This window comes from Pedobacter sp. Leaf41 (genome assembly GCF_001422545.1).
Classification (GTDB): Bacteria; Bacteroidota; Bacteroidia; order Sphingobacteriales; family Sphingobacteriaceae; genus Pedobacter.
Map to the genome: position 1 here is coordinate 250,327 of NZ_LMLE01000007.1, position 21,058 is coordinate 271,384.

A 21,058-nucleotide genomic window follows, 5' to 3' on the forward strand; every position below is an offset into this window, starting at 1 on the left:
TCTTTCGCTCAATGAACCAGATGCATCCTGCGGAAGAAATTAAATAGATCCATGTTTTCAAAACCAGATCAGAAGCATAAATACACTGCCTTCATTAAAATAGTAATTTATAGCCACACTATATTTTTTTAATTAAGAAACATTTATTTTTAGCCCTTTCGTTAAATTTGAAGATGAAAAACATTGGTGATATACCGGATGAGGCGCAAAAATTCCCCGAAAACTTCAATCCAAATGGGGACGACCTCACTTCACTGCTGCTCCTGAATGCGCTTCCGCAACAGGTTTGGACAGCAAATGCCGAGGGTATCATCAATTATGTAAATGATACCATTTGTCGTGATTTTGGTCATGCACAATCTACCATCATCGAAAGCGGTTGGGAATCATTTTTACATCCCGAAGATCTTCCGGAAAGCTTACACATCTGGCACGAATCGCTCAAAACAGAAAAAGAATATACCACAGAATTCCGTTTGCTATTTGCCGATGGCCACTATTATTGGCACCTGGCCAGGGCCGTACTGGTAAAACGCGAAGGCAAAGCCAACATTTGGGTGGGTACCAATACCAACATACAAGACCATAAAAACATCGAATTCCGCAAGGATGAATTTATTTCTATTGCTAGCCACGAACTCAAAACGCCGCTCACTTCCATAAAAGGTTATAACCAGATGTTGCTTCGCAAAGTGGAAGACGAAGCCATTAAAGCCTACCTTTTGCGTACCGAAGGGCAGCTGAGCAGACTTGAAAAATTGATTAAAGATCTGCTGGATGTGAGTAAAATAAATGCGGGAAAAATGCTCTTGAATATCGAAAGTTTCAATTTTTCGCTGATGTTGCAGGAAGCCATTACCGCCATGCAGCAACTTTCGCCAAATCACAAGATTATTCTGGATAACCAGCTCGATCTTCAGTTTGAGGGCGATCATTACCGCTTAGAACAAGTGGTACAGAATTTTCTATCCAACGCGGTAAAATATTCACCTGATGCAGATCGCGTGATGGTCAACACAGCTTTAAAAGACGGAAATGTGATCGTTTCCGTAACCGATTTCGGGATAGGCATCGAAACAGCACACCTGGGTAAATTATTCGATCGCTATTATCGGGCCGACAATTCTTCTGCCCGTTTCGATGGTTTGGGTTTAGGCCTTTTTATTTCTGCAGAAATCATCAAACGTCATGGTGGAAGTTTTTGGATAGAAAGCGAGCTAGGAAAAGGTTCTGTTTTCTCCTTTAAATTACCCTTAGACCCTGGCCGCCCGATTGTACCGGAAATCAAAAATTCAAATCATTATAAAGACCAATACCTGACCATCTCCTGCCCCGAAAATGATGACATCATGTACGTCGAATGGGTGGGCCATCAAGACATGCGCTCGGTTAAACATGGAGGCGCATTGATGATTGAATACTTAAAAGCGAATCCCCGTTCAAAAGTATTTAACGACAATCGCCTGGTTTTAGGAACCTGGTCTGAAGCATCTGATTGGGCCGCAGAAACCTGGTTGCCAGAAATAGAACTTGCAGGCTTGGAATTCTTCGCCTGGATCTTCTCTGCCAGTGTCTTCAGCCAATTATCAGCACAAAAAAGTGTGGATAATGAAGAAAAAACTTCAGAAATTGAATTCTTCCATTCTGCAGATGAAGCAATGCTTTGGTTAAAAAAATGTAAGTCAGTTTAAAATATTAGAGACACTTGAAACTTACATTTTACAAAAAAGCACAGAGAAACTGATCATAATAATCAGCATTCGCTGTGCTTTTATTCTTTGTTGATAAGTGAGAAATAGAGTGTTTAATTTCTTCTAGGATATAGCCAATATCAACATACAATCCCTCTAGCTCACTGTTCTAAATCATGCTATTCTTCCCCTTTCAGGGGGAAGGTGCCGCAGGGAGGATGGGGACTAATTCCAACCTCCGCCTAAACTTCTGTATAACCCCACCACGGCATTTAACTGCTCTGTTTTAATGGTGGTCAACTCCAGTTCGCTTTGCAATAAATTTCCCTGGGCGGTGATTACCTCCAGGTAGTTGGCCATACCGCTTTTAAACAATAAGCTCGCATTTTTCGAAGCTTGTTGAAGGGTTTGTGCTCTTTTCGCTGCAATGCTGTATTGTGCTTTCAGCTTTTCTACTTTTGTTAACTCATCAGAAACCTCACCTACCGCAATAATGACCGACTGGCGGAATTGAATAACCGTTTTTTCGCGATCAATCTTTGCCAGTTTCAGGTTAGATTTCAGCTGTCCCCGTTGGAAAATCGGCTGTGTAATTCCTCCGGAAACCAAACCGAACAAAGATGCCGGCATACTAAACCAATTGCTTGCTTTGAAAGAATTCACCCCACCACTTGCGCTGATCACTAAAGAAGGATATAAGCTCGCAGTAGCCACCCCAACCTTGGCATTGGCCACATTCAGCGCCAGCTCAGCAGATTTAATATCGGGTCTGCGGCTTAACAGTGAGGATGGAAAGCCCGCATTCAAATCCTGTGGAATAGCCATTTTATCCAAACGGCTCGTACGATCTATCGCCTTTGGCAAGGTGCCAATCAAAACACTCAAAGCATTCTCCTGTAAAGTAACATTTTGCTCCAATCTTGGAATCAGCTGCGCTGCATTTAACTGTTGCGCCTCTGCCTGCTGAATGGCCAGTGAAGTCACCTGCCCGGCATCAAACTGTAAATTGATAATCCGCAAAGTACTATCGTTTAGTTTTAAATTTTTCCTGGCGATTTCCAGTTGCGCATCCAACATCAACAAATTATAATAGCCTTGTGCAACATTGGCTACTAATCTGGTTTGAACCGCTTTACGGGCTTCTTCGGTTTGCAAAAAATTGGCTAAAGCGCCAGCTTTTTGATTGCGGATTTTACCCCAGATATCGGCTTCCCAAAGTACGCCAAGGTTGGCCGTATAGTCTTCAATATGGGTTGAGCCGGTAAACTGGTTCAAGCTTAATCCGTTCAAACTATTATCAGATGGGCGACTTGAACTCGCGGCAACCTGCAACTTCAATTCGGGTAAATAACCCAGCTTCGACTGTTTGAACAAAACTTCTGCAGCATCGATGTTTTTCAAAGCAAGTTGCATATCAACATTTTTAACCAAAGCAGTATCAATTAAATTTTGAACCGTAAGGTCGTTAATGAAGCTTTTCAAAGGCAAATCTCCGACGCTGGAAGAGTCTTTTTGTATGGCGTTTCTAAATAACCCCGGCACAACATTTGGCAAGGAAACATCTTTGGAAACTGAACATCCGCTCCAGATTAAAGCAAGGAGCAGGACGGTAAGAATATTAAACCGTTTCATATAATTCATGATTTATAGGAGCTTCTTCATAATAATGTGGAACCTCCTCTTGTGATTTTTTTGAAAATTTTTCCTGGATGGCCTGGAAGATGACGAAGAGTACTGGAATGATAAACAGACCTAAGATTACTCCCGAAACCATACCTCCGGCAGCGCCGATACTAATCGAATGGTTACCCTGCGCCGATGGGCCAGTTGCCCCCATCATCGGTATTAAACCAACAATAAAAGCCAGTGAAGTCATAATAATCGGACGTAGCCTCGATTTTGCAGCCTCTAAAGCCGCAGCCACTAATGGCTGTCCTGCCCTCCTTCGTTGAACACCAAACTCCACAATTAAAATGGCATTTTTGGCGAGCAATCCAATCAACATAATCAATGCTACCTGTACATAAATGTTATTTTGGATTCCTGTCAACCCAATCGCAACAAATACTCCAAATATTCCGGCAGGAATAGATAAAATTACCGCCAATGGTAAAATATAACTCTCATACTGTGCTGAAAGCAGGAAGTAAATAAATACCAGACACAACAGGAATATCACGGTAGATTGTCCGCCTGAAGAAATCTCTTCACGGGTTTGTCCTGAAAATTCATAGCTGTAACCGGCAGGCAATTGTTTCTCTGCAACTTCTTCAATAGCTTTAATCGCTTGTCCTGAACTAAAGCCTGGTTTTGGAATGGCATTGATAGAGATAGAGTTGAACAAATTATATCTCGACGCAGTTTCAGAACCATAAATACGGCTCAATTTCACCAGCGTGTTAATCGGTACCATTTCGCCCCGGTTACTTTTCACAAATACCCTGTCAATGGTCGATGGGTCTGCCCTGTCCTGAACATCAGCCTGAACAACTACACGATAATACTTACCAAAACGGTTGAAATCTGATGCCTGTGCACTCCCGAAATAGGTTTGCATCGTTTGCAGAATATCTTTCACATTCACGCCCAACTGATCAGCTTTTTCATCATTAATATCCAGTTGTAATTGTGGATAATCTGCTTTAAAACTGGTAAAAGCTACAGCAATCTCCGGACGTTTCATCAACTCGCCAATAAACTCTTGCGAAATGCCGCTAAACTTATCCAGTTTACCGCCTGTTTTATCCTGAAGCACCATATCCAGCGCTTCAACATTACTAAATCCTGGTACCGTTGGGAAACTAAATACAAAGAAACTTCCACCAGATATGGCACCTAATTGACCACGAACCTGGTTCATAATCTCTTCAATATTTTTTACAGCACCCCGTTCTTCATTTGGTTTCAAGAGTACAAACACTACAGCCGATGATGGACTGGTAGAATTAGTTAAAAGGTTGAAGCCGGAAATGGCGGTAACATCTCTTGAGGCGTCAAGCTTGCTCAACAAATCCTCTGCTTGTGTCATTACTTTCTGCGTTCCATCCAATGATGTTCCCGAAGGCGTATTCACTGCAATGGCAATAAAACCTTGATCTTCTGTTGGAATAAAGCCCCCAGGAGTAGTTTTAACCATGAAAACCGTTACAAGTGTTATTAACGCTAAACCGCCCATGCTCAACCATTTGTGTCGAACCAAAAACTTCAATCCGCCAACATAACGGTTAGTTAAGGAGTTAAAACTGTGGTTAAACCCGTTGAAAAACCTTTGCTTAAAGTTTAGTTTAACAGCTGGCTTGTCACTATGGTTAGAATGATTATCTTTTAGAAACAAGGCCGCTAATGCCGGACTTAACGTCAACGCATTTACTGCAGAAATTACAATGGCGATCGCCATGGTAAAGGCAAATTGCCTGTAAAATACACCTGTTGAACCCTCCATAAAACCGACCGGCAAAAATACTGCTGCCATAACCAAAGTAATGGAAATGATGGCACCAGTAATTTCATGCATCGCTTCATGAGTAGCCGCCTTCGGCCCTAAATGTTTGTGTTCCATCTTCGCATGCACCGCTTCCACCACTACAATCGCATCATCAACCACAATACCAATGGCCAGAATGAGGGCGAAAAGGGTTAACAGATTGATGGAGAATCCAAACAACTGCATAAAAAAGAAAGTACCTAAAATGGCCACCGGAACAGCAATGGCTGGGATCAGGGTTGAGCGGAAATCTTGCAGAAACAGGAATACCACGATAAATACCAATATAAAGGCTTCAACAAGGGTGTGCTCTACCTGCTCAATAGATTGATCTAAAGAAACTTTAGTACTGTAGAAAATATTCTTTTTAATTCCGGCTGGAAAACTTTTCTCCTGTTTATCCATCAGCTTGTTAATCGCAACCTGAATATCGTTCGAGTTGGAACCCGCCAACTGGATAATCCCCATTACGATCGCTTTTTTACCGTTGATGCGGGTAATACTGTTGTAAGAATAAGCCCCAAGTTCTATCCTCGCTACATCTTTAAGGTGCAAAATAGAACCATCGGCATTTGCACGTATAGCTATATTTTCATATTCTTCGGGTTTAGTTAGTTTACCTTTATACTTTATTACATACTCAAAAACCTCTTTACTTTTTTCGCCAAATTTTCCTGGAGCTGCCTCTAAACTTTTATCCTGAATGGCTTTCATAATTTCGTTTGGCGTAACTTTATAAGTAGCCATTTGGGTTGGATTTAACCAAACTCGCATCGAATAATCTTTTACCCCGCCAAAAATAGCGGCCGAACCTACCCCAGGGATACGTTTGATCTCAGGAATGATATTGATTTGGGCATAGTTGGCAATGAAAGTCTGATCATATTTTTTCTCGTCATCAGTGTATAAACCAATGGCCATGATAAAACTGTTTTGCTGTTTTGCGGTGGTTACCCCTTGTTGTACCACTTCGGTCGGCAACTGACTGGTAGCCTGGGCCACACGGTTTTGAACATTTACCGCAGCCTGATCTGCATTTGTACCCAATTTAAAGAAAACGGTAATGGCTAAAGAGCCATCGTTACTTGCAGTAGAACTCATATAAGTCATGTTTTCTACCCCGTTGATAGATTCTTCTAACGATGGTGCAACCGAACGCAAAACCGTTTCGGCATTCGCACCCGGATATACAGCCGTAACCAAAACCGATGGCGGCGCAATATCAGGGAATTGTTGCAAAGGCAACTTAGTGAGACCAAGTACACCTAATATCACCAATAAAATGGAGATTACGGTTGCCAGTACCGGCCTTTGTATAAATATCTTGAACATTGTTTTTTATTTATTTTTTTGTTCTTATTGTATGCTTTAAGTTTTTTGTCTCGAAATCAAGAGATTTTCTTCCAAACTCCCTACTCAAGCCTTTCGACTCAAGACTATTTTTTTAAGCTCGCTGCTTTGTCAGTAGCTTTTTCAGGGGTAATCACCTGTCCTTCCTGCAAACGATCTAAGCCACTTAACACTATCTGGTCGCCAGATTTTACGCCGTCCTTGATCAGGTAGTTGTTTCCACTCTTACCGATAACAGTAATAGGCATTTTGCTCACCTTGTTGCCTTTGTTCAAAGCGAACACGAAAACTTTATCCTGCATTTCTACAGTAGCCGACTGGGGGATTAAAATGGCATCATCGTGTTTCAAACCGAGGCGAAGTTTGCCTGTATTGCCCGAACGTAAAGTTCCACTGGCATTTGGAAAACTTGCTCTTAAGGTAATTGCACCAGTATTTTTATCAAACTGACCATCAATCATATCAATCTTTCCTTTGATCGGATAGATAGAATTGTCGGCAAGAACCAACTCAACTGCTGGCAGATGTTTAATTCTATCTGCAGGAGATTTACCCGGATAATTTGTATTGAAACTGTTGAAATCATTTTCTGCAAGGGCGAAGTAAACATGTACTTCGTGGATATCAGATAATTGTGTTAAAGCAGTTTGATCGGTTGGCGATACCAAACTTCCTTGCTTTTTAGGTATGCGGCCGATGTAACCACTCACAGTTGCTTTAACATTGGTGTAACCCAAGTTAATTTTGGCTGAAGCAACGCTTGCTCTAGCTTGCTCGGCATTTGCCTGAGCAATTTTATAAGCCGTTTTAGCCGTTTTTAATTGGAAATCAGAAACAACTTTATTCTGAACAAGTGGTGTTAGCTTATCAACTTCCAATTGCGCATTAAGAATGGCAGCTTCCGCTGCATGCAAACTTGCTTTTGCATTGTTTAGTGCTTCACGGTAAGGGTTTTCATTGATTTTAAAAAGCGTTTGCCCAACAGAAACAAAGGCGCCTTCGTTAACCAAAACACTTTGTAAATAGCCACTAACTTGTGGTCTAACATCAATATCAACAGCACCTTGAATAGATGCTGGGTATTCGATGAAAGTAGTTTCGGTACTTTCATTAACCATGCTTACAGGCAAAACAGGGGGTGGTGGTACAGCTGCAGCTTGATTAGGCGATGACTTGCAACTTACTAAAGCTACAGATAGTGTAAATAAAATCAACATTGACTTAACATCATTAAGCTGTTTAACAGTGTTAAGAAGGATAAATAGGCGATGGATAGCATTCATATGAAATATAATTTATTGTGGATTTAAGGTGTATAAATAATCTAACAGTGTTAAATGATAGATTAAAAAATTTTTAGCTATTAATGGATAGCGTAATGCCTTTAATGGCGTCTTTTAAAATTTGTTGGTTAAGTTCGTCTGTAGTTCTTCCATTTGGGCGCACAAGGTTAATAGAGATTAGGCCGTGAATAATTGACCAATAGGTGTAATACTTCATGCAGATATCATCTTCAGTTACTGGTTTGTTTTTAAATAGAGATTCAATCACATCGCCTAGCATGGCAGAAACTTGTTCAGCTTCTTGCATGGAATTTTTCACGGTGCAACAAACCATATCAACACCGTACATTAACTGGTAAAATTCTTTGTGAGAAAAAGCGAAGTTCCAATAGGCTACCCACATGGCTTCCATTTTATCTTCAGGCTTTTCGTGATCATCACGGGCTTCACGAATCGCTTTACCCAAAATCTGATAACCTCTTCTTGTTAATTCAAGTAAAATACCTTCTTTATTAGGAAAATATTCATAAATGATCGGCGCTGTATATTCAATCTGGTCGGCAATTTTACGCATACTCAAAGCTTGCCAACCTTCCGTTTGAACAATGTTCAAGGCTGCATCCAGAATACTGGTTCTGGTTTCTTCTTTTAAACGTAAAATTCTTTCTTTGCTTCCCATGACTGGAATTTATTAAGTGTAAATAATCTAACACCGTTAAGCAAATGTAAAACCATTTCAGAAATTGACAATCATTGAATTGTCAAATGAAATTTGGACATGGTAACTATTGCCTGCAGATAGTTTAAGCAAGGATTTTAGAAGTAATTAATTTTATTGAAGAATTTTAGTAGCTCACAAAAATCGTGACAAGCAGACGTTTTTCTTTTTGGAAAGCAACTTATCGTCATTTCGAGTGAAGCACAGCGCAATTGAGAAATCTTTGAATCTTCCACCGACTCATTTGAAAGATTTCTCCCCTGTGGTCGAAAAGACTATTTATCAAAATCTGCTTATACAACTCATCCTCCCATCCAGCTAAGCCTTACCACATCATCCCCGTTCTACTTTAATCCGGCCTAACAAATTTTTCGGGTTAGCAGATCCAAGCCAAACCACTAACTTTAAAAGAAAAATTTTCAGCCGGGAGTTTTGTTTCTTTTGCGGTCAAAAGAAAAAAGCCAGTCCTGGCAGGACAAAAAAACAAAAGATCGTAGCGAGACGCTACGACCAGAATTGGTCAAAAACGTTAACCTTTAAACTTCTTCATAAACTCACTCACATTCTCTTCGATATCCCCATTCTCGATAGCTTTCACAAAGGCAGTGCCGATTATTGCCCCATTTGCATAAGAACAGGCTTTATCAAAAGTTTGCTTATCGCTAATACCAAATCCGATCATAGTTGGATTTTTTAAATTCATGTTTTTAATCCTGCTAAAGTAATTTTCCGTGGTATCGCCTACTTCAAGATTTTTACCCGTCGTTGCTGACGAAGAAAGCAGATAAATGAACCCGTTTGTTAAGCCATCAATTTTATGAATACGCTCATCAGCAGTTTGTGGAGTAATCAGAAATACATTGCTCAGATTGTGTTCTTCGAAACAGCCTTTGTAAAATTCTTCGTATTCTACCATGGGCAAATCGGGTACAATGCAACCATCTACTCCTACTTCAGCACAAGCTTTACAAAAGTTCTCTACACCGAATTGCAAAACAGGATTTACATAACCCATTAACAAAACAGGAATAGTCACGTTCTTACGCAAATCCTTAAGTTGCTCAAACAGTAGCTTCAAGTTCATCCCTTGATCTAGCGACTTTTTACTACTGGCCTGAATTACCGGACCATCAGCAACAGGATCTGAATACGGGAATCCAATCTCTAGCATATCAGCACCAGATTTTTCTAAAGCTTCAGCAATTTGAATCGTATCGCCAATATTTGGAAAACCAGCGGTATAATAAATTGACAATATATTTTTTTTCTCTTCGAAGAGTTGTTTGATTCTGTTCATTGTTTTCAACTTTTCGTCATTGCGAGGAACGAAGCAATCCTAAAATGATAGTAAGGTTTATAACCCAAAGCATTAAGATTTCTTCGTATCTCGAAATGACGACTTAACTTTATAATTTAAAATATTTAATGTAAGTATCTAAGTCCTTATCGCCCCGGCCCGACAAACAAACCACCACATTTTCGCCACCTTTAAATTCCATTTTCTCTAAATAGGCCAAAGCATGGGCACTCTCAATAGCCGGAATGATGCCTTCCAATTGTGTTAGTAATAAGCCAGCATCCAAACTTTCCTCATCAGTGATGGAGACGTATTTCCCGCGACCAGTTTTGAATAAATGGGCATGTTGTGGACCGATACCTGGATAATCCAAACCAGCAGAAACCGAATGTGGCTCCACCACCTGGCCATCATCTGTTTGCATTAAAATACTCCGGCTTCCATGTAAAACTCCTTCTTTCCCGAGATAGGTTGTTGCTGCAGAAAAACCGCTTGAAACACCTTTTCCAGCCGCTTCAACGGCAATTAATTTCACATTTTCATCATCCATAAAATGATAAAACATCCCCATTGCATTACTTCCACCACCAACACAAGCCAAAACATAATCTGGTTGATCATTTCCGGTTTGCTCAATTAACTGTTTTTTAGTTTCCTCAGAGATAATAGACTGGAAAATGGCAACCATATCCGGGTAAGGATGTGGCCCAACCACCGAGCCAATGATGTAATGGGTATCAACCGGATTATTGATCCAGTCTCGCATGGCTTCATTAGTAGCATCTTTAAGTGTCTTACTTCCAGAACTTGCCGGTACTACCTTAGCGCCCAACATTTTCATCCGGGCAACGTTTGGTGCCTGACGTTCGATATCGACTTCGCCCATATAAATTACACATTCCAAATTGCGCAGGGCACATACAGTAGCCGTTGCAACGCCATGCTGACCAGCACCTGTTTCGGCGATGATTCGCTTCTTTCCAAGCTTTTCGGCCAGTAAAATTTGACCAATGGTGTTGTTGATTTTGTGTGCACCAGTATGATTCAGGTCTTCTCTTTTTAAGAAAATATTCGCCCCATATCTTGCTGATAAACGATTTGCCAAATACAATGGTGACGGGCGACCCACATAATCCTTCATAAGTTGATGAAATTCCTTTTGAAAATCGGCATCATCGATAATTTTCAAGTAGTTTTGACGCAATTCTTCCACGTTTGGATAGAGCATTTCCGGAATGTATGCTCCACCAAAATCTCCGTAATATCCTTTTTCGTTTACTTTGTATTTCATAATATCTTTAATCAATATTGCGTCGGTTAAAACCGACGGAATGAATTTTCAATCTTTTATTTCTTCGTCACTTATTATTCCATCCTGCAAAGCCTTGCCACTACATCTCCGTTTCACTCTAATCCGGCCTAACAAATTTCTCGGAATGCATTATCCGAGCCAAACCACTAACTTTAATAGAAAAATTTTAAGCCGGTGTTTTTTGTTTTTCACAATTTTATATTTTTTATCGGTGTTCAAGCTTGCTTCGCAGGTCTTTTTGACATCAAGAAGAAAAGAGCCCGTCCGGCTAGGACAAAACACAATCCACTCCAAACGGATAGCATAAGGAAAAACTAATGGCCGAGTTTTACAAAAAACTCTCCAATCTTCTGTACATCCTTAACTCCTGCCTCAATCTCAAACCGACTATTAATATCTAAAGCATATAATCTCGAATCCTCAATTTTTGATATCGCTGCTGCATGTTCTAAATCTATTCCTCCACTTAAAAAATAAGGCTTATTTAACTTATAATTCTCCAAAATCTTCCAATCGAAAGTTTTCCCTGAACCACCATGCGCTTTTGTTTTTGTATCGAATAAAAAGAAATCGACTACATCTTCATAAACATTCAAAACAGAAAAATCAAACTCTTCCTCTACACCGAAAGCTTTAATTACTTCCAAACTATTAAATGACTCTTTCAGTTCGGCACAGTATTTAGCTGATTCATTGCCATGTAACTGAACAGCTTTTAACTGATAAAGATTTACTTTTTTCTTAACAATTTCCAGTTCTTCGTTTACAAAAACGCCAACAGTATTAATTTGAGGAGGCACATATTTTATCAATTCGGCAGATACATCAGAAATAAATCTCGGCGACTGCTCATAAAATATGAAGCCCAAATAATCTGGTTGTAGTGCAGCGACAGAAGCAATGTTCGCTGCAAACTTCATCCCGCAAACCTTTAGCTTTAAACTTCTCATCAGGCTACTAGTTTTTTAAAACTTTCCAAAGCCTTTTTGCTCAACAATGATTCTTCGGCTTCGTAAAAACAATCTGCAAAGCTGGCGGTTGGTTTGATTGTTTTGATGGCTAATGCCGAATTACAGAGCACCACATTATTTTGTACATCAGTAGCCTCACCATTTAGTACATTCATAAATATTTTTGCAGATGATTCTACCGTATCTCCACCCTTTATGTCATTTACTGCAACCTTTTCAAAACCCATCTCGTTTAATGTCAAAATACTTTCACCTTTGTTATTGAAAGTTTTCACATCGCAGGTGAGCGAGATCTCGTCATATCCCTCAAGCGCATGCACAATTGTGTAATTTTTGGTAGTATCCTGATATAAATAATTATACAAACGGGCGAGTTCCAAACTAAAAACCCCAACCATTTGATATTTGGGTTGTGATGGATTAACCATTGGCCCCAGCATATTAAAGAAGGTTTTGATGCCCAAATCTTTCCGTATCGGTGCCACAATCTTCATTGCTGGATTAAATAAAGGAGCGTGTAAAAAACATATTCCAGCGGCATCAAGATTTCGTTTCAAAATATCCTGATTATTGGTGAAATTATAGCCCAAATATTCCATTACGTTTGATGAACCACAACCTGAAGAAACGCCATAATTACCATGTTTTGCTACTTTATGCCCCGCACCAGCTACCACAAAAGAGGAAAGCGTAGAAATGTTAAAGGTATCTTTTCCATCTCCACCGGTACCGCAAAGATCAATTAATTCATATTCAGAAAAATCTGTTTTAATACCCAAATCCAACATGGCATCACGGAAACCCTGAAGTTCATCAACCGTGATATTACGCATGGCATAAGCAGTAATAAAAGCGGCAATTTGCGAAGAATTAAATTCACCTTGTGTAATGGAAATGAGTATATTTTTTGCCTCTTCCCTACTGAAACTTTTATTGTCGAATAAATGATTTAAGATCTTTTTCATTTTTTATTTTTTCCCTCGTTCGTCATTCTGAACTTGGTTCAGAATCTTTTTTTATCAGATGCTGAAATAAACTCAGCATGACGAAAGCCCATAAAAAAAGGATTGCTTTTTGGGCAATCCTTTTTATCGTTTATAAAATATTTTAAAATATATAACAACAGAATTTGCCTAACGAATTTCGTTATGCCACCACCAATTGTTATTTAAGTTTTTAATTATCATGTTTATATAGAACAAATATTGATATACTTTTTTATATTTCCAAAACCTTTTTAACAATCTATGGCATTTTTTAAGCGAAAAGTACAGTTTAATGATGATTTGGGTTTTGGCTCGAGCCCCGTAATCAAAAATCAACGCGTCCTAAATACCGATGGTACGCCGAATATTGAACGTACAGGTTTGCCCTGGTTTAAATTTGATGATACGTATACTCGGTTAGTTACCATGAGTTGGCCTCGTTTTTTTCTGGTGATACTCATTGCCTATCTTATTGTAAATACTTTATTCGCTGTTGCTTACAACGTTATTGGAATCGAAAATTTGAATGGAGCAAATGGCAAAACCCTCCGCGATCAATTCTTTGATGCCTTCTTCTTTTCCGCACAAACCATTTCTACGGTCGGTTATGGACATATTTCTCCGCAAGGTTTTATTACCAGCGTTCTGGCTGCTTTCGAAAGTATGTTGGGTTTGTTGGCTTTCGCACTGGCTACCGGATTGCTTTACGGCCGTTTTAGTAGGCCTACTTCGAAAGTAACTTTTAGTAAAAAAATGGTTATCGCACCTTACCAAAACGGTCTAGGTTTAATGTGTCGGCTTGCCAACCTCAGAAAGAATTCTTTAATAGATGTAGAAGCGCAAATGTTTATGACTTTTAATGAAACCGTTGATGGAAAACTCAAACGTAGCTTTTATCCATTAGAACTGGAGCGCAGTAAAATTGCTTTTCTTTCGTTGAACTGGACTTTGGTACATCCTATAAATGAAGACAGCCCCATTTTTGAAAAAAAATTAGATGAACTAAAACTAGCCGAAGTGGAAATTTTTGTGATTTTAAGAGCATTCGACGATACTTTTGCGCAAACAATCCATACCCGTACCAGCTATCAGGATGAAGACATTGAATGGAATGCAAAATTTAAGGTTATGCATTACCACAATGATGCCGGTAAAACGGTTATGGATTACAGCTTATTTGATCACATGGAAAAAATAATGGCTGATTGATTATTACCAAACCGGCGGGGCATAAAAGTTTTGCAAGTTTTCGCAATCATAACCGAATTTGGTAAGTAGAGACACCGCATCTCCAATTTTATCAATGCTTGAATCTATTCTAAGGATTTTATCAGCGTCTGATAGATCAACACTCCAGGTTGCTCCAGAGAGTAAGTTATTTAGATGCTGGGCAATTTTATTGAGTTCAACTCCTGTTTGAATATTCGTTTTAAAAATCGAGATCATAGGGCAATTTCTTAAGTAAAATTTTAGGTTTTCAGGATTAGAGACGAATGAGAATTAGAATTACTTTAAAATAAATGTAAATAATTTCAATTTGTTGATTCCATGGCACTTAAAATTAATCTCACAAAGAATGTAGCATTCACACGATAGTGATCGTTTTAATTATGAATTAAACCTAAAATCATGAAATCTAAATTTTTCTCAATCACTATATTGCCCATCGCAGCTTTCATTTTAACGTTATCTATATTCTTCTGTGGCTGCAAAAAGGATCAGTTAACAATAAATGAAGAGAAGCGGTTTGCGGAAGTGGGTTTCAAACCTGCCCCTTCAAATCCTTATGATGGAGGTTGGGGAGTAACATTAAAACCTGATGGTGTAGTTGATATTGCACCAGGTGGGGATGTAATTTATAGGGGTACGTATAAAATTAATGGCAAGAATCTAAAAATAAGCACTGATCAGATGAAATTTAATTTCGAAATTTTATCTGAGACTGAAATAAAGGAAAAACAATATGGTACAATACTTAGATTGATACCTTGATTTTCCTTGGCAAAACCCCTTCATAGTTGAATAGTTGTACAATCGGATTGGTGCTAAACCCGATTGAAGTGAACACGAATCCTGATTCTTCTATCGGAAGAGTAAAACGGAAAGCTGGACTAAGATTAAAATTAAATCAGGTCTTGCTTTCCAAATCAAAAAAAGCTCACTAACGTAGATTTAAAATAATTCTCGCAAAATAAATGAGTTAAAATCTGCGTAAATCCTCTCAATCTTCTGGAAAATATTAGCTCTTATGAAAAATAACCGAACACATTTCTCAAAATCATATTTTAAAAACTCACTGCCGAAATATTCTGTATAAAACTAAAGCGTTTCTCTACAGTAAAAATATTTTTAATAAGGATTAATTCTCGATTTAAAATTACATTTTTGCAAAAATTATTTAAAAGTAAATGCAGAGTTACTCAGAATTTCTCGATCTAAGCGTTGGCTTTCCACAAGAAGGCTTTGATGTGATAGATGATGAATTATATTTTCAGGATTTAAACCTGATGGAAATGATTGAAACTTACGGTACTCCCCTACGTTTCACCTACTTACCGATGGTAACTAAGAAGATTCAGCAAGCGAAAATTCTTTTCCAAACTGCCATTTTAAAAAACAATTATCGTGGTGACTATAAGTATTGCTACTGTACAAAAAGTTCGCATTTCCGCCACATTGTAGAGGAGGCATTGAAGAATAATATTCACCTTGAAACTTCATCTGCATTTGATATGCCTATGGTTGATGCTTTGGAGAAAAAAGGTCATTTAACTAAGGATACAACCATTATTTGCAACGGTTTTAAAACCTACCAGTACAAGCAATATATTATTGATATGTTGCATGATGGTTATACCAATATCATCCCCGTTTTAGATAATAAGGAGGAATTTAACCTATTTGATGATGAGGTTGACATTGATACGCCATGTAATCTTGGTATCCGTATCGCAGCTGAAGAGCAGCCTGATTCGCAGTTTTATACTTCGCGTTTAGGGGTGCGGATGGAAGATATTATCGATTTTTATAACAACAAAATCGTTCATAATCCTAATTTCCGCGTGAAGTTGTTGCACTTTTTCATTAATTCTGGTATCACGGATTCGCCATATTATTGGAACGAATTAGAGAAATACGTAACGCTTTATTGTAAGTTTAAAAAGATTAATCCTGATTTAGATACCCTGGATATTGGTGGCGGTATGCCATTTAAAGATTCATTGGTTTTCGATTTCGATTACGAGTACATGGTAAACGAAATTGTAAAAAGGATTAAAGAAATTTGTGCCATTCATGATGTGATGGAACCAGATATTATTACTGAATTTGGTAAATACACGGTTGCAGAAGCATCAGGAATTTTATACAAAGTTTTAGGTAGAAAACAACAAAATGATCGTGAGCGCTGGTTGATGTTGGATGGTTCTTTTATTACCAATTTACCGGATGTTTGGGCATTGAATCAAAAATACATTTTGCTTCCAATTAACAACTGGGATGCTGAATATGAGCGTGTTAACTTAGGCGGCATCACTTGCGACGGACAGGATTATTATAATCAGGAGGCGCACATGAACAGTGTATTCATGCCTAAAACACGTAAAGTGCAATACCTTGGTTTCTTTCACACCGGAGCTTATCAAGAGGTATTAAGCGGTTACGGCGGTATACATCATTGTTTGTTGCCTAGTCCGAAACATGTGCTTATTCGCAGAAACCGCGATGAAAGCTTCAACTTCGAAGTTTTTGGTGAAGAACAGAATAGCAAGCAGGTTTTGAAAATATTGGGTTATTAAATAGGTTGCCTGTTTCGGGTTATAAATCTTAAATTCATAATTAAAACTCGAAGTAAATATGCTTCGAGTTTTTTTATTCATAAGGATATTCTAATTTTACAAATTGCCAAACTGGTAAACACAACTTGTAACCCACAACAGATTATGCAATTCGGTAAAGTAGACGACCCTTCGATTATAGATTTCACCCTCCCCGCAGATGCCCCTGAAACAGCAGGAATCTTAGCAATAAATAAACCTCAACAAAATTTTCAGGCTTATGTGGGTTGCGCCAAATGGAATAAAGCAGATTTAAAAGGATTTTATCCGAAGGGAACAAAAGATGAGTTAACCTATTATGCTACACAATTCAATTCGATTGAATTAAACGCTACATTCTATGGAATGCCAAGCAGTGAACAGGTGATTACCTGGAAGGAAAAAACACCTGCTGACTTTAAATTTTTCCCTAAATTAACCAATACGGTGAGTCATTTCAAAAGGCTAATTAACGTTAAAGAACCTGTTGAACAATTTGCTGATGCGATCAGTAACTTTGAAGACAAACTGGGCATGGCTTTTCTTCAACTACATGATAATTTCAAGCCGAAAGATTTTGAGCGACTGAAAATTGTGGTGAAAGAGTTTCCAAAGGTAATTCCGTTAGGTGTTGAAGTAAGAAATGCAGAGTGGTTTTCTAACCCGACTATTGCCAGCGAGTTTGCTACACTTTTCGAAGATAATGGAGTGGCCAATATCATTGTAGATACCGCTGGTAGAAGAGACATGCTGCACATGAGGTTGACAACGCCAACCGCTTTTATTCGTTATGTGGGTGCAAACCATGAAAGTGATTATACCCGGTTAGATGAATGGGTAGAAAAAATAGCTAAATGGAAAGAACAAGGTTTGCAAAACTTGTATTTCTTTGTACACCAAAATATCGAACTAGCTTCGCCTTTATTGTCTGCTTATTTTATTGAAAAACTAAATAAGACTATAGCAACAGATTTAAAAATACCCACAATGGGAAATGGCAACACTCCAGGCCCAACATTATTCTAATATATTAAGATTTTATCGAATGATTTGCTTGAAATCATTCGACAAAATCTTGTATAAAACAGCATTCCTGAAAGAGTATTAAACTCGTTTGTATACCGCTTCAATTGCTTTCGCCTCTTCTTCTCCTGGCATAATATTATACGCTGAAAAAACAATTTCATCTTTACTAACAATTTCCAGTTCTGTACGCCAGCCAAAAAGTTGGTCACCATATTCGGGGTTTCCCCATGAGCCTAAAATAGAAAAGCCTTTTTCAGTTGCTTGGCCTGTTGCTTGCATAATCTGTGTACCCATGTGGAAGCTATCGATCCAACTGAAGGTAAATTTCTGGTATGGAATATCAAAACCAATAATCATCTTGCCTTCCAAAGGCTTTCCGTCTAAACTACTTTGATAATCGTATGAAATGAAACGCCCATCCAAAATCGAAGTTATTTCAGCTTCGGCAGGAGACTCATCTGCTAAAACATCTCTTTCAAACCAGGTTTTGGCAGTTCCTTTCCAACTGCCGACGATGTTTTTTAGTTTCTGGTGAGCACCATCTGCTAGCGATTGCTCAAATTTACCTTTTGCCATAATCAAACTTAAAAAATATTATCGGATTGTTAGATTGATTAATTGAAGATGTTCCCACTGAAAATTCGGTATTGCTTTTTGGTTAATCATAAAATTAGTATCTTGTTTCATGCTAAAAAAGCTCGATTTAAGTCAGGTTGTAGTATTAGATATTGAAACAGTTCCTCAATATCCAACCTTCAGTGAAGTTCCGCCGCATTTACAACAGCTTTGGGAGCAGAAAACACATTTTCAACGGACGACAGATCAAAGCGCAGACGAATTTTACGAACGAGCTGGCATCTTAGCCGAATTTGGAAAGATCATCTGTATCAGTTTAGGGATTTTCAGCTATCAAAATAAATCGTATTCTTTACGTTTGAAATCATTTTATGGCCATGACGAAAAAGAAATTTTAACAGAATTTTCGAAGCTAATTAACAGGCAAGTGCCTACATTGGCATTTTGCGCCCATAATGGAAAAGAATTTGATTATCCTTATATCTGCAGACGATTGCTGATCAATGGCTTAGAAATTCCAACTCAGCTAGATATCTCTGGTAAGAAACCCTGGGAAATTAACCACCTGGATACTATGGAGATGTGGAAGTTTGGCGACCATAAACATTTCACTTCCTTGAATTTATTAGCGACAATTTTGAATATCCCTACGCCAAAAGACGACATTGATGGAAGCCAGGTTAGGCAGGTTTATTATGAAGAGCAAAATCTGGATAGAATTGTAACCTATTGTCAAAAAGATGTAGTGACTACCGCTCAAGTGTTACTAAAATTTAAAGGAATGGATATTATTTCAGCAGAAAACATTACCATTGTATCCTGATGCTAAACGTTGAAAATCTAAATATCGACTTCTACAATCAAGAAGAAAAAACCTGGTTTAAGGCAGTTAAAACAATCAGTTTCAATGTTAAAAAAGGAACTGTTTTGGGTATTGTTGGAGAATCTGGATCGGGCAAATCCGTAACTTCTTTTTCCATTATGCGTTTGCACGACGAACGTTCAGCTAAAATTACCGGCGATATTGATTTTGAAGACGTTAGTTTGCTCAACTTAAGTTCAAATGAAATCCGTCAGATAAGGGGAAATCAAATTTCAATGATTTTCCAGGAACCCATGACTTCATTGAATCCTGTTTTTACCTGTGGCGAGCAAGTGGCAGAAGCCATCATACTTCACCAAAAAGTTGATAAACAAACGGCTAAAGAAAAAACTATCGACCTTTTTAATGAGGTTCAATTGCCGCGACCAGAGAAGATATTTGATAGTTACCCGCATCAAATTTCTGGTGGACAAAAACAAAGGGTGATGATTGCGATGGCTTTAAGCTGCAACCCAAAACTTTTAATTGCTGATGAACCTACAACTGCACTCGATGTTACTGTTCAAAAAACCATTCTTCAACTGCTTTTAAAGCTGAAAGAAGAGCGACACATGGGCATGATTTTTATCTCGCATGATTTAGGTGTGGTAAATGAAATCGCCGATGAGGTTGCTGTAATGTACAAAGGCGAAATTGTAGAGCAAGGGCCTGCAAAGTCAATATTTGAAAATCCTCAACACCCTTACACTAAAGGCTTGCTAGCTTGTCGCCCTTCTCCTAGCCTGCAATTGAAGAAACTGCCGGTTGTAGCCGATTTTTTAACCGGAAAAATTGCCGATGCAAATGCACACTTGAATGCATCTAACCAGTTAACGGAAGAAGAAATTGTCTCACGTAGAGCATTACTTTACGCTAAAAAACCTTTGCTTCAGGTTAAAGAACTTTGCACCTGGTATTCCATTCACAATGGTTTGTTTGGCAAAACCACCGATTACGTGAAAGCAGTAGACCAGATTAATTTTGAGGTTTTTCCCGGAGAAACTTTAGGCTTGGTCGGCGAATCTGGTTGTGGTAAAACAACTCTTGGCAGAACAATTTTACGATTGATTCAACCTACATCAGGAAGTATCATATTCAGCGGTCAAGATATCACAAACATCAGCAGATCTGAATTGAGGAAATTAAGAAAAGATATTCAGATTATTTTTCAGGATCCATACGCCTCTTTAAACCCAAAACTTAGCATTGGCCAATCAATTTTAGAACCTTTGCAAGTACATCGGTTGTATAAAAATGATGCAGAAAGAAAGCAAAAAGTGCTGGAACTATTGAGTAAGGTAGGCTTGAAAGAGGAGCATTTTAACCGTTACCCGCATGAATTTAGCGGCGGGCAGCGGCAGCGTGTGGTCATTGCAAGAGCTTTGGCTTTAGAACCAAAATTCATTATTTGTGATGAATCCGTTTCGGCATTGGATGTTTCTGTACAAGCGCAGGTACTGAACTTAATTAGAGATCTTCAACGCGAATTCGGTTTGACATACATTTTCATTTCACATGATTTAGCGGTGGTGAAACATATATCAGATCGTATTTTAGTAATGAATAAAGGTAAAATTGAAGAGGAAGGTTTTCCGGAACAAATCTTCTATGCACCAAAGGCAGCTTACACCAAAAAATTAATTGAGGCGATACCGGGCTCTTGATGCAGGGGCGAACGTATTACAAC

Annotated in this window: 17 protein-coding genes; 7 read left to right on the top strand and 10 right to left on the bottom strand. The window is 38.6% G+C overall.

Annotated elements, in window-relative coordinates:
- The first annotated feature begins 173 nt into the window (after positions 1–173).
- The gene (locus ASE92_RS11480; protein ID WP_056850244.1) at positions 174–1,691 is read left to right on the top strand and encodes a PAS domain-containing sensor histidine kinase; all 1,518 of its coding nucleotides are present in this window, start codon (positions 174–176) and stop codon (positions 1,689–1,691) included.
- A gap of 225 nt (positions 1,692–1,916) precedes the next feature.
- Here the strand turns inward: ASE92_RS11480 and ASE92_RS11485 are convergent, their stop codons facing one another.
- The 8 genes from ASE92_RS11485 to trpD form a co-directional block, all read right to left on the bottom strand.
- Positions 1,917–3,323 carry a TolC family protein gene (locus tag ASE92_RS11485; protein ID WP_056850418.1) on the bottom strand — a complete coding sequence of 469 codons (1,407 nt, stop codon included), beginning with the start codon at positions 3,321–3,323 and terminating at the stop codon, positions 1,917–1,919.
- Positions 3,310–6,507 carry an efflux RND transporter permease subunit gene (locus ASE92_RS11490; RefSeq protein WP_056850245.1) on the bottom strand — a complete coding sequence of 1,066 codons (3,198 nt, stop codon included), beginning with the start codon at positions 6,505–6,507 and terminating at the stop codon, positions 3,310–3,312. The genes ASE92_RS11485 and ASE92_RS11490 overlap by 14 nt, the downstream gene beginning before the upstream one ends.
- 104 nt (positions 6,508–6,611) lie before the next feature.
- Positions 6,612–7,742, bottom strand: a complete 1,131-nt coding sequence (locus ASE92_RS11495; protein ID WP_369817413.1) for an efflux RND transporter periplasmic adaptor subunit — start codon at positions 7,740–7,742, stop codon at positions 6,612–6,614.
- A 139-nt stretch (positions 7,743–7,881) separates the two neighbouring features.
- Positions 7,882–8,487, bottom strand: a complete 606-nt coding sequence (locus tag ASE92_RS11500) for a TetR/AcrR family transcriptional regulator (protein WP_056850247.1) — start codon at positions 8,485–8,487, stop codon at positions 7,882–7,884.
- A gap of 568 nt (positions 8,488–9,055) precedes the next feature.
- Positions 9,056–9,823, bottom strand: a complete 768-nt coding sequence (gene trpA, locus ASE92_RS11505) for a tryptophan synthase subunit alpha (protein WP_056850248.1) — start codon at positions 9,821–9,823, stop codon at positions 9,056–9,058.
- A gap of 109 nt (positions 9,824–9,932) precedes the next feature.
- Positions 9,933–11,114 carry a tryptophan synthase subunit beta gene (trpB, locus tag ASE92_RS11510; RefSeq protein ID WP_200926404.1) on the bottom strand — a complete coding sequence of 394 codons (1,182 nt, stop codon included), beginning with the start codon at positions 11,112–11,114 and terminating at the stop codon, positions 9,933–9,935.
- 335 nt (positions 11,115–11,449) lie between these two features.
- Complete coding sequence (locus tag ASE92_RS11515; RefSeq protein WP_056850249.1) at positions 11,450–12,085, bottom strand: phosphoribosylanthranilate isomerase; 636 nt, start codon at positions 12,083–12,085, stop codon at positions 11,450–11,452.
- A complete protein-coding gene (gene trpD / locus ASE92_RS11520; protein ID WP_056850250.1) occupies positions 12,085–13,071 on the bottom strand; it encodes an anthranilate phosphoribosyltransferase in 987 nt (328 codons plus the stop codon). The genes ASE92_RS11515 and trpD overlap by 1 nt, the downstream gene beginning before the upstream one ends.
- 282 nt (positions 13,072–13,353) lie before the next feature.
- Here trpD and ASE92_RS11525 point away from each other — a divergent pair, with 282 nt between their 5' ends.
- Positions 13,354–14,301 carry an ion channel gene (locus ASE92_RS11525; RefSeq protein ID WP_056850251.1) on the top strand — a complete coding sequence of 316 codons (948 nt, stop codon included), beginning with the start codon at positions 13,354–13,356 and terminating at the stop codon, positions 14,299–14,301.
- 3 nt (positions 14,302–14,304) lie between these two features.
- Here the strand turns inward: ASE92_RS11525 and ASE92_RS11530 are convergent, their stop codons facing one another.
- Positions 14,305–14,538: a hypothetical protein gene (locus tag ASE92_RS11530; RefSeq protein WP_056850252.1), complete on the bottom strand. Its 234-nt coding sequence runs from the start codon at positions 14,536–14,538 to the stop codon at positions 14,305–14,307.
- Positions 14,539–14,721: 183 nt separating this feature from the next.
- Here ASE92_RS11530 and ASE92_RS11535 point away from each other — a divergent pair, with 183 nt between their 5' ends.
- From ASE92_RS11535 to ASE92_RS11545, 3 genes are all read left to right on the top strand, one after another.
- Positions 14,722–15,084, top strand: coding sequence for a hypothetical protein (locus tag ASE92_RS11535; RefSeq protein ID WP_056850253.1), 363 nt, complete (start codon positions 14,722–14,724; stop codon positions 15,082–15,084).
- A 416-nt stretch (positions 15,085–15,500) separates the two neighbouring features.
- Positions 15,501–16,889, top strand: a complete 1,389-nt coding sequence (locus tag ASE92_RS11540) for an arginine decarboxylase (RefSeq protein ID WP_056850254.1) — start codon at positions 15,501–15,503, stop codon at positions 16,887–16,889.
- Positions 16,890–17,033: 144 nt separating this feature from the next.
- Positions 17,034–17,933 (top strand): DUF72 domain-containing protein, encoded by a 900-nt coding sequence (locus ASE92_RS11545; RefSeq protein ID WP_056850255.1) that lies wholly within the window; start codon positions 17,034–17,036, stop codon positions 17,931–17,933.
- A 78-nt stretch (positions 17,934–18,011) separates the two neighbouring features.
- On the opposite strand, the gene ASE92_RS11550 is transcribed toward ASE92_RS11545, so the two are convergent.
- Positions 18,012–18,509, bottom strand: coding sequence for a DUF1579 domain-containing protein (locus ASE92_RS11550; protein ID WP_056850256.1), 498 nt, complete (start codon positions 18,507–18,509; stop codon positions 18,012–18,014).
- 109 nt (positions 18,510–18,618) lie between these two features.
- Between ASE92_RS11550 and ASE92_RS11555 the strand changes: the two genes are divergently transcribed.
- The gene (locus ASE92_RS11555; protein WP_056850257.1) at positions 18,619–19,332 is read left to right on the top strand and encodes a 3'-5' exonuclease; all 714 of its coding nucleotides are present in this window, start codon (positions 18,619–18,621) and stop codon (positions 19,330–19,332) included.
- On the top strand, positions 19,332–21,035 hold the full coding sequence (locus ASE92_RS11560; RefSeq protein ID WP_056850258.1) for an ABC transporter ATP-binding protein: 1,704 nt from the start codon (positions 19,332–19,334) through the stop codon (positions 21,033–21,035). Before ASE92_RS11555 ends, ASE92_RS11560 begins: the two co-directional genes overlap by 1 nt.
- Positions 21,036–21,058: the final 23 nt, after the last annotated feature.

Coding starts and splice junctions, on each gene's coding strand:
- ASE92_RS11515 (WP_056850249.1), bottom strand. CDS start 12,085: ATGAGAAGTTTAAAGCTAAAGGTTTGCGGGATGAAGTTTGCAGCGAAC.
- ASE92_RS11535 (WP_056850253.1), top strand. CDS start 14,722: ATGAAATCTAAATTTTTCTCAATCACTATATTGCCCATCGCAGCTTTC.
- ASE92_RS11495 (WP_369817413.1), bottom strand. CDS start 7,742: ATGTTGATTTTATTTACACTATCTGTAGCTTTAGTAAGTTGCAAGTCA.
- ASE92_RS11550 (WP_056850256.1), bottom strand. CDS start 18,509: ATGGCAAAAGGTAAATTTGAGCAATCGCTAGCAGATGGTGCTCACCAG.
- trpA (WP_056850248.1), bottom strand. CDS start 9,823: ATGAACAGAATCAAACAACTCTTCGAAGAGAAAAAAAATATATTGTCA.
- ASE92_RS11560 (WP_056850258.1), top strand. CDS start 19,332: ATGCTAAACGTTGAAAATCTAAATATCGACTTCTACAATCAAGAAGAA.
- trpB (WP_200926404.1), bottom strand. CDS start 11,114: ATGAAATACAAAGTAAACGAAAAAGGATATTACGGAGATTTTGGTGGA.
- ASE92_RS11555 (WP_056850257.1), top strand. CDS start 18,619: ATGCTAAAAAAGCTCGATTTAAGTCAGGTTGTAGTATTAGATATTGAA.
- ASE92_RS11530 (WP_056850252.1), bottom strand. CDS start 14,538: ATGATCTCGATTTTTAAAACGAATATTCAAACAGGAGTTGAACTCAAT.
- ASE92_RS11540 (WP_056850254.1), top strand. CDS start 15,501: ATGCAGAGTTACTCAGAATTTCTCGATCTAAGCGTTGGCTTTCCACAA.
- ASE92_RS11545 (WP_056850255.1), top strand. CDS start 17,034: ATGCAATTCGGTAAAGTAGACGACCCTTCGATTATAGATTTCACCCTC.
- ASE92_RS11480 (WP_056850244.1), top strand. CDS start 174: ATGAAAAACATTGGTGATATACCGGATGAGGCGCAAAAATTCCCCGAA.
- ASE92_RS11500 (WP_056850247.1), bottom strand. CDS start 8,487: ATGGGAAGCAAAGAAAGAATTTTACGTTTAAAAGAAGAAACCAGAACC.
- ASE92_RS11490 (WP_056850245.1), bottom strand. CDS start 6,507: ATGTTCAAGATATTTATACAAAGGCCGGTACTGGCAACCGTAATCTCC.
- ASE92_RS11485 (WP_056850418.1), bottom strand. CDS start 3,323: ATGAAACGGTTTAATATTCTTACCGTCCTGCTCCTTGCTTTAATCTGG.
- ASE92_RS11525 (WP_056850251.1), top strand. CDS start 13,354: ATGGCATTTTTTAAGCGAAAAGTACAGTTTAATGATGATTTGGGTTTT.
- trpD (WP_056850250.1), bottom strand. CDS start 13,071: ATGAAAAAGATCTTAAATCATTTATTCGACAATAAAAGTTTCAGTAGG.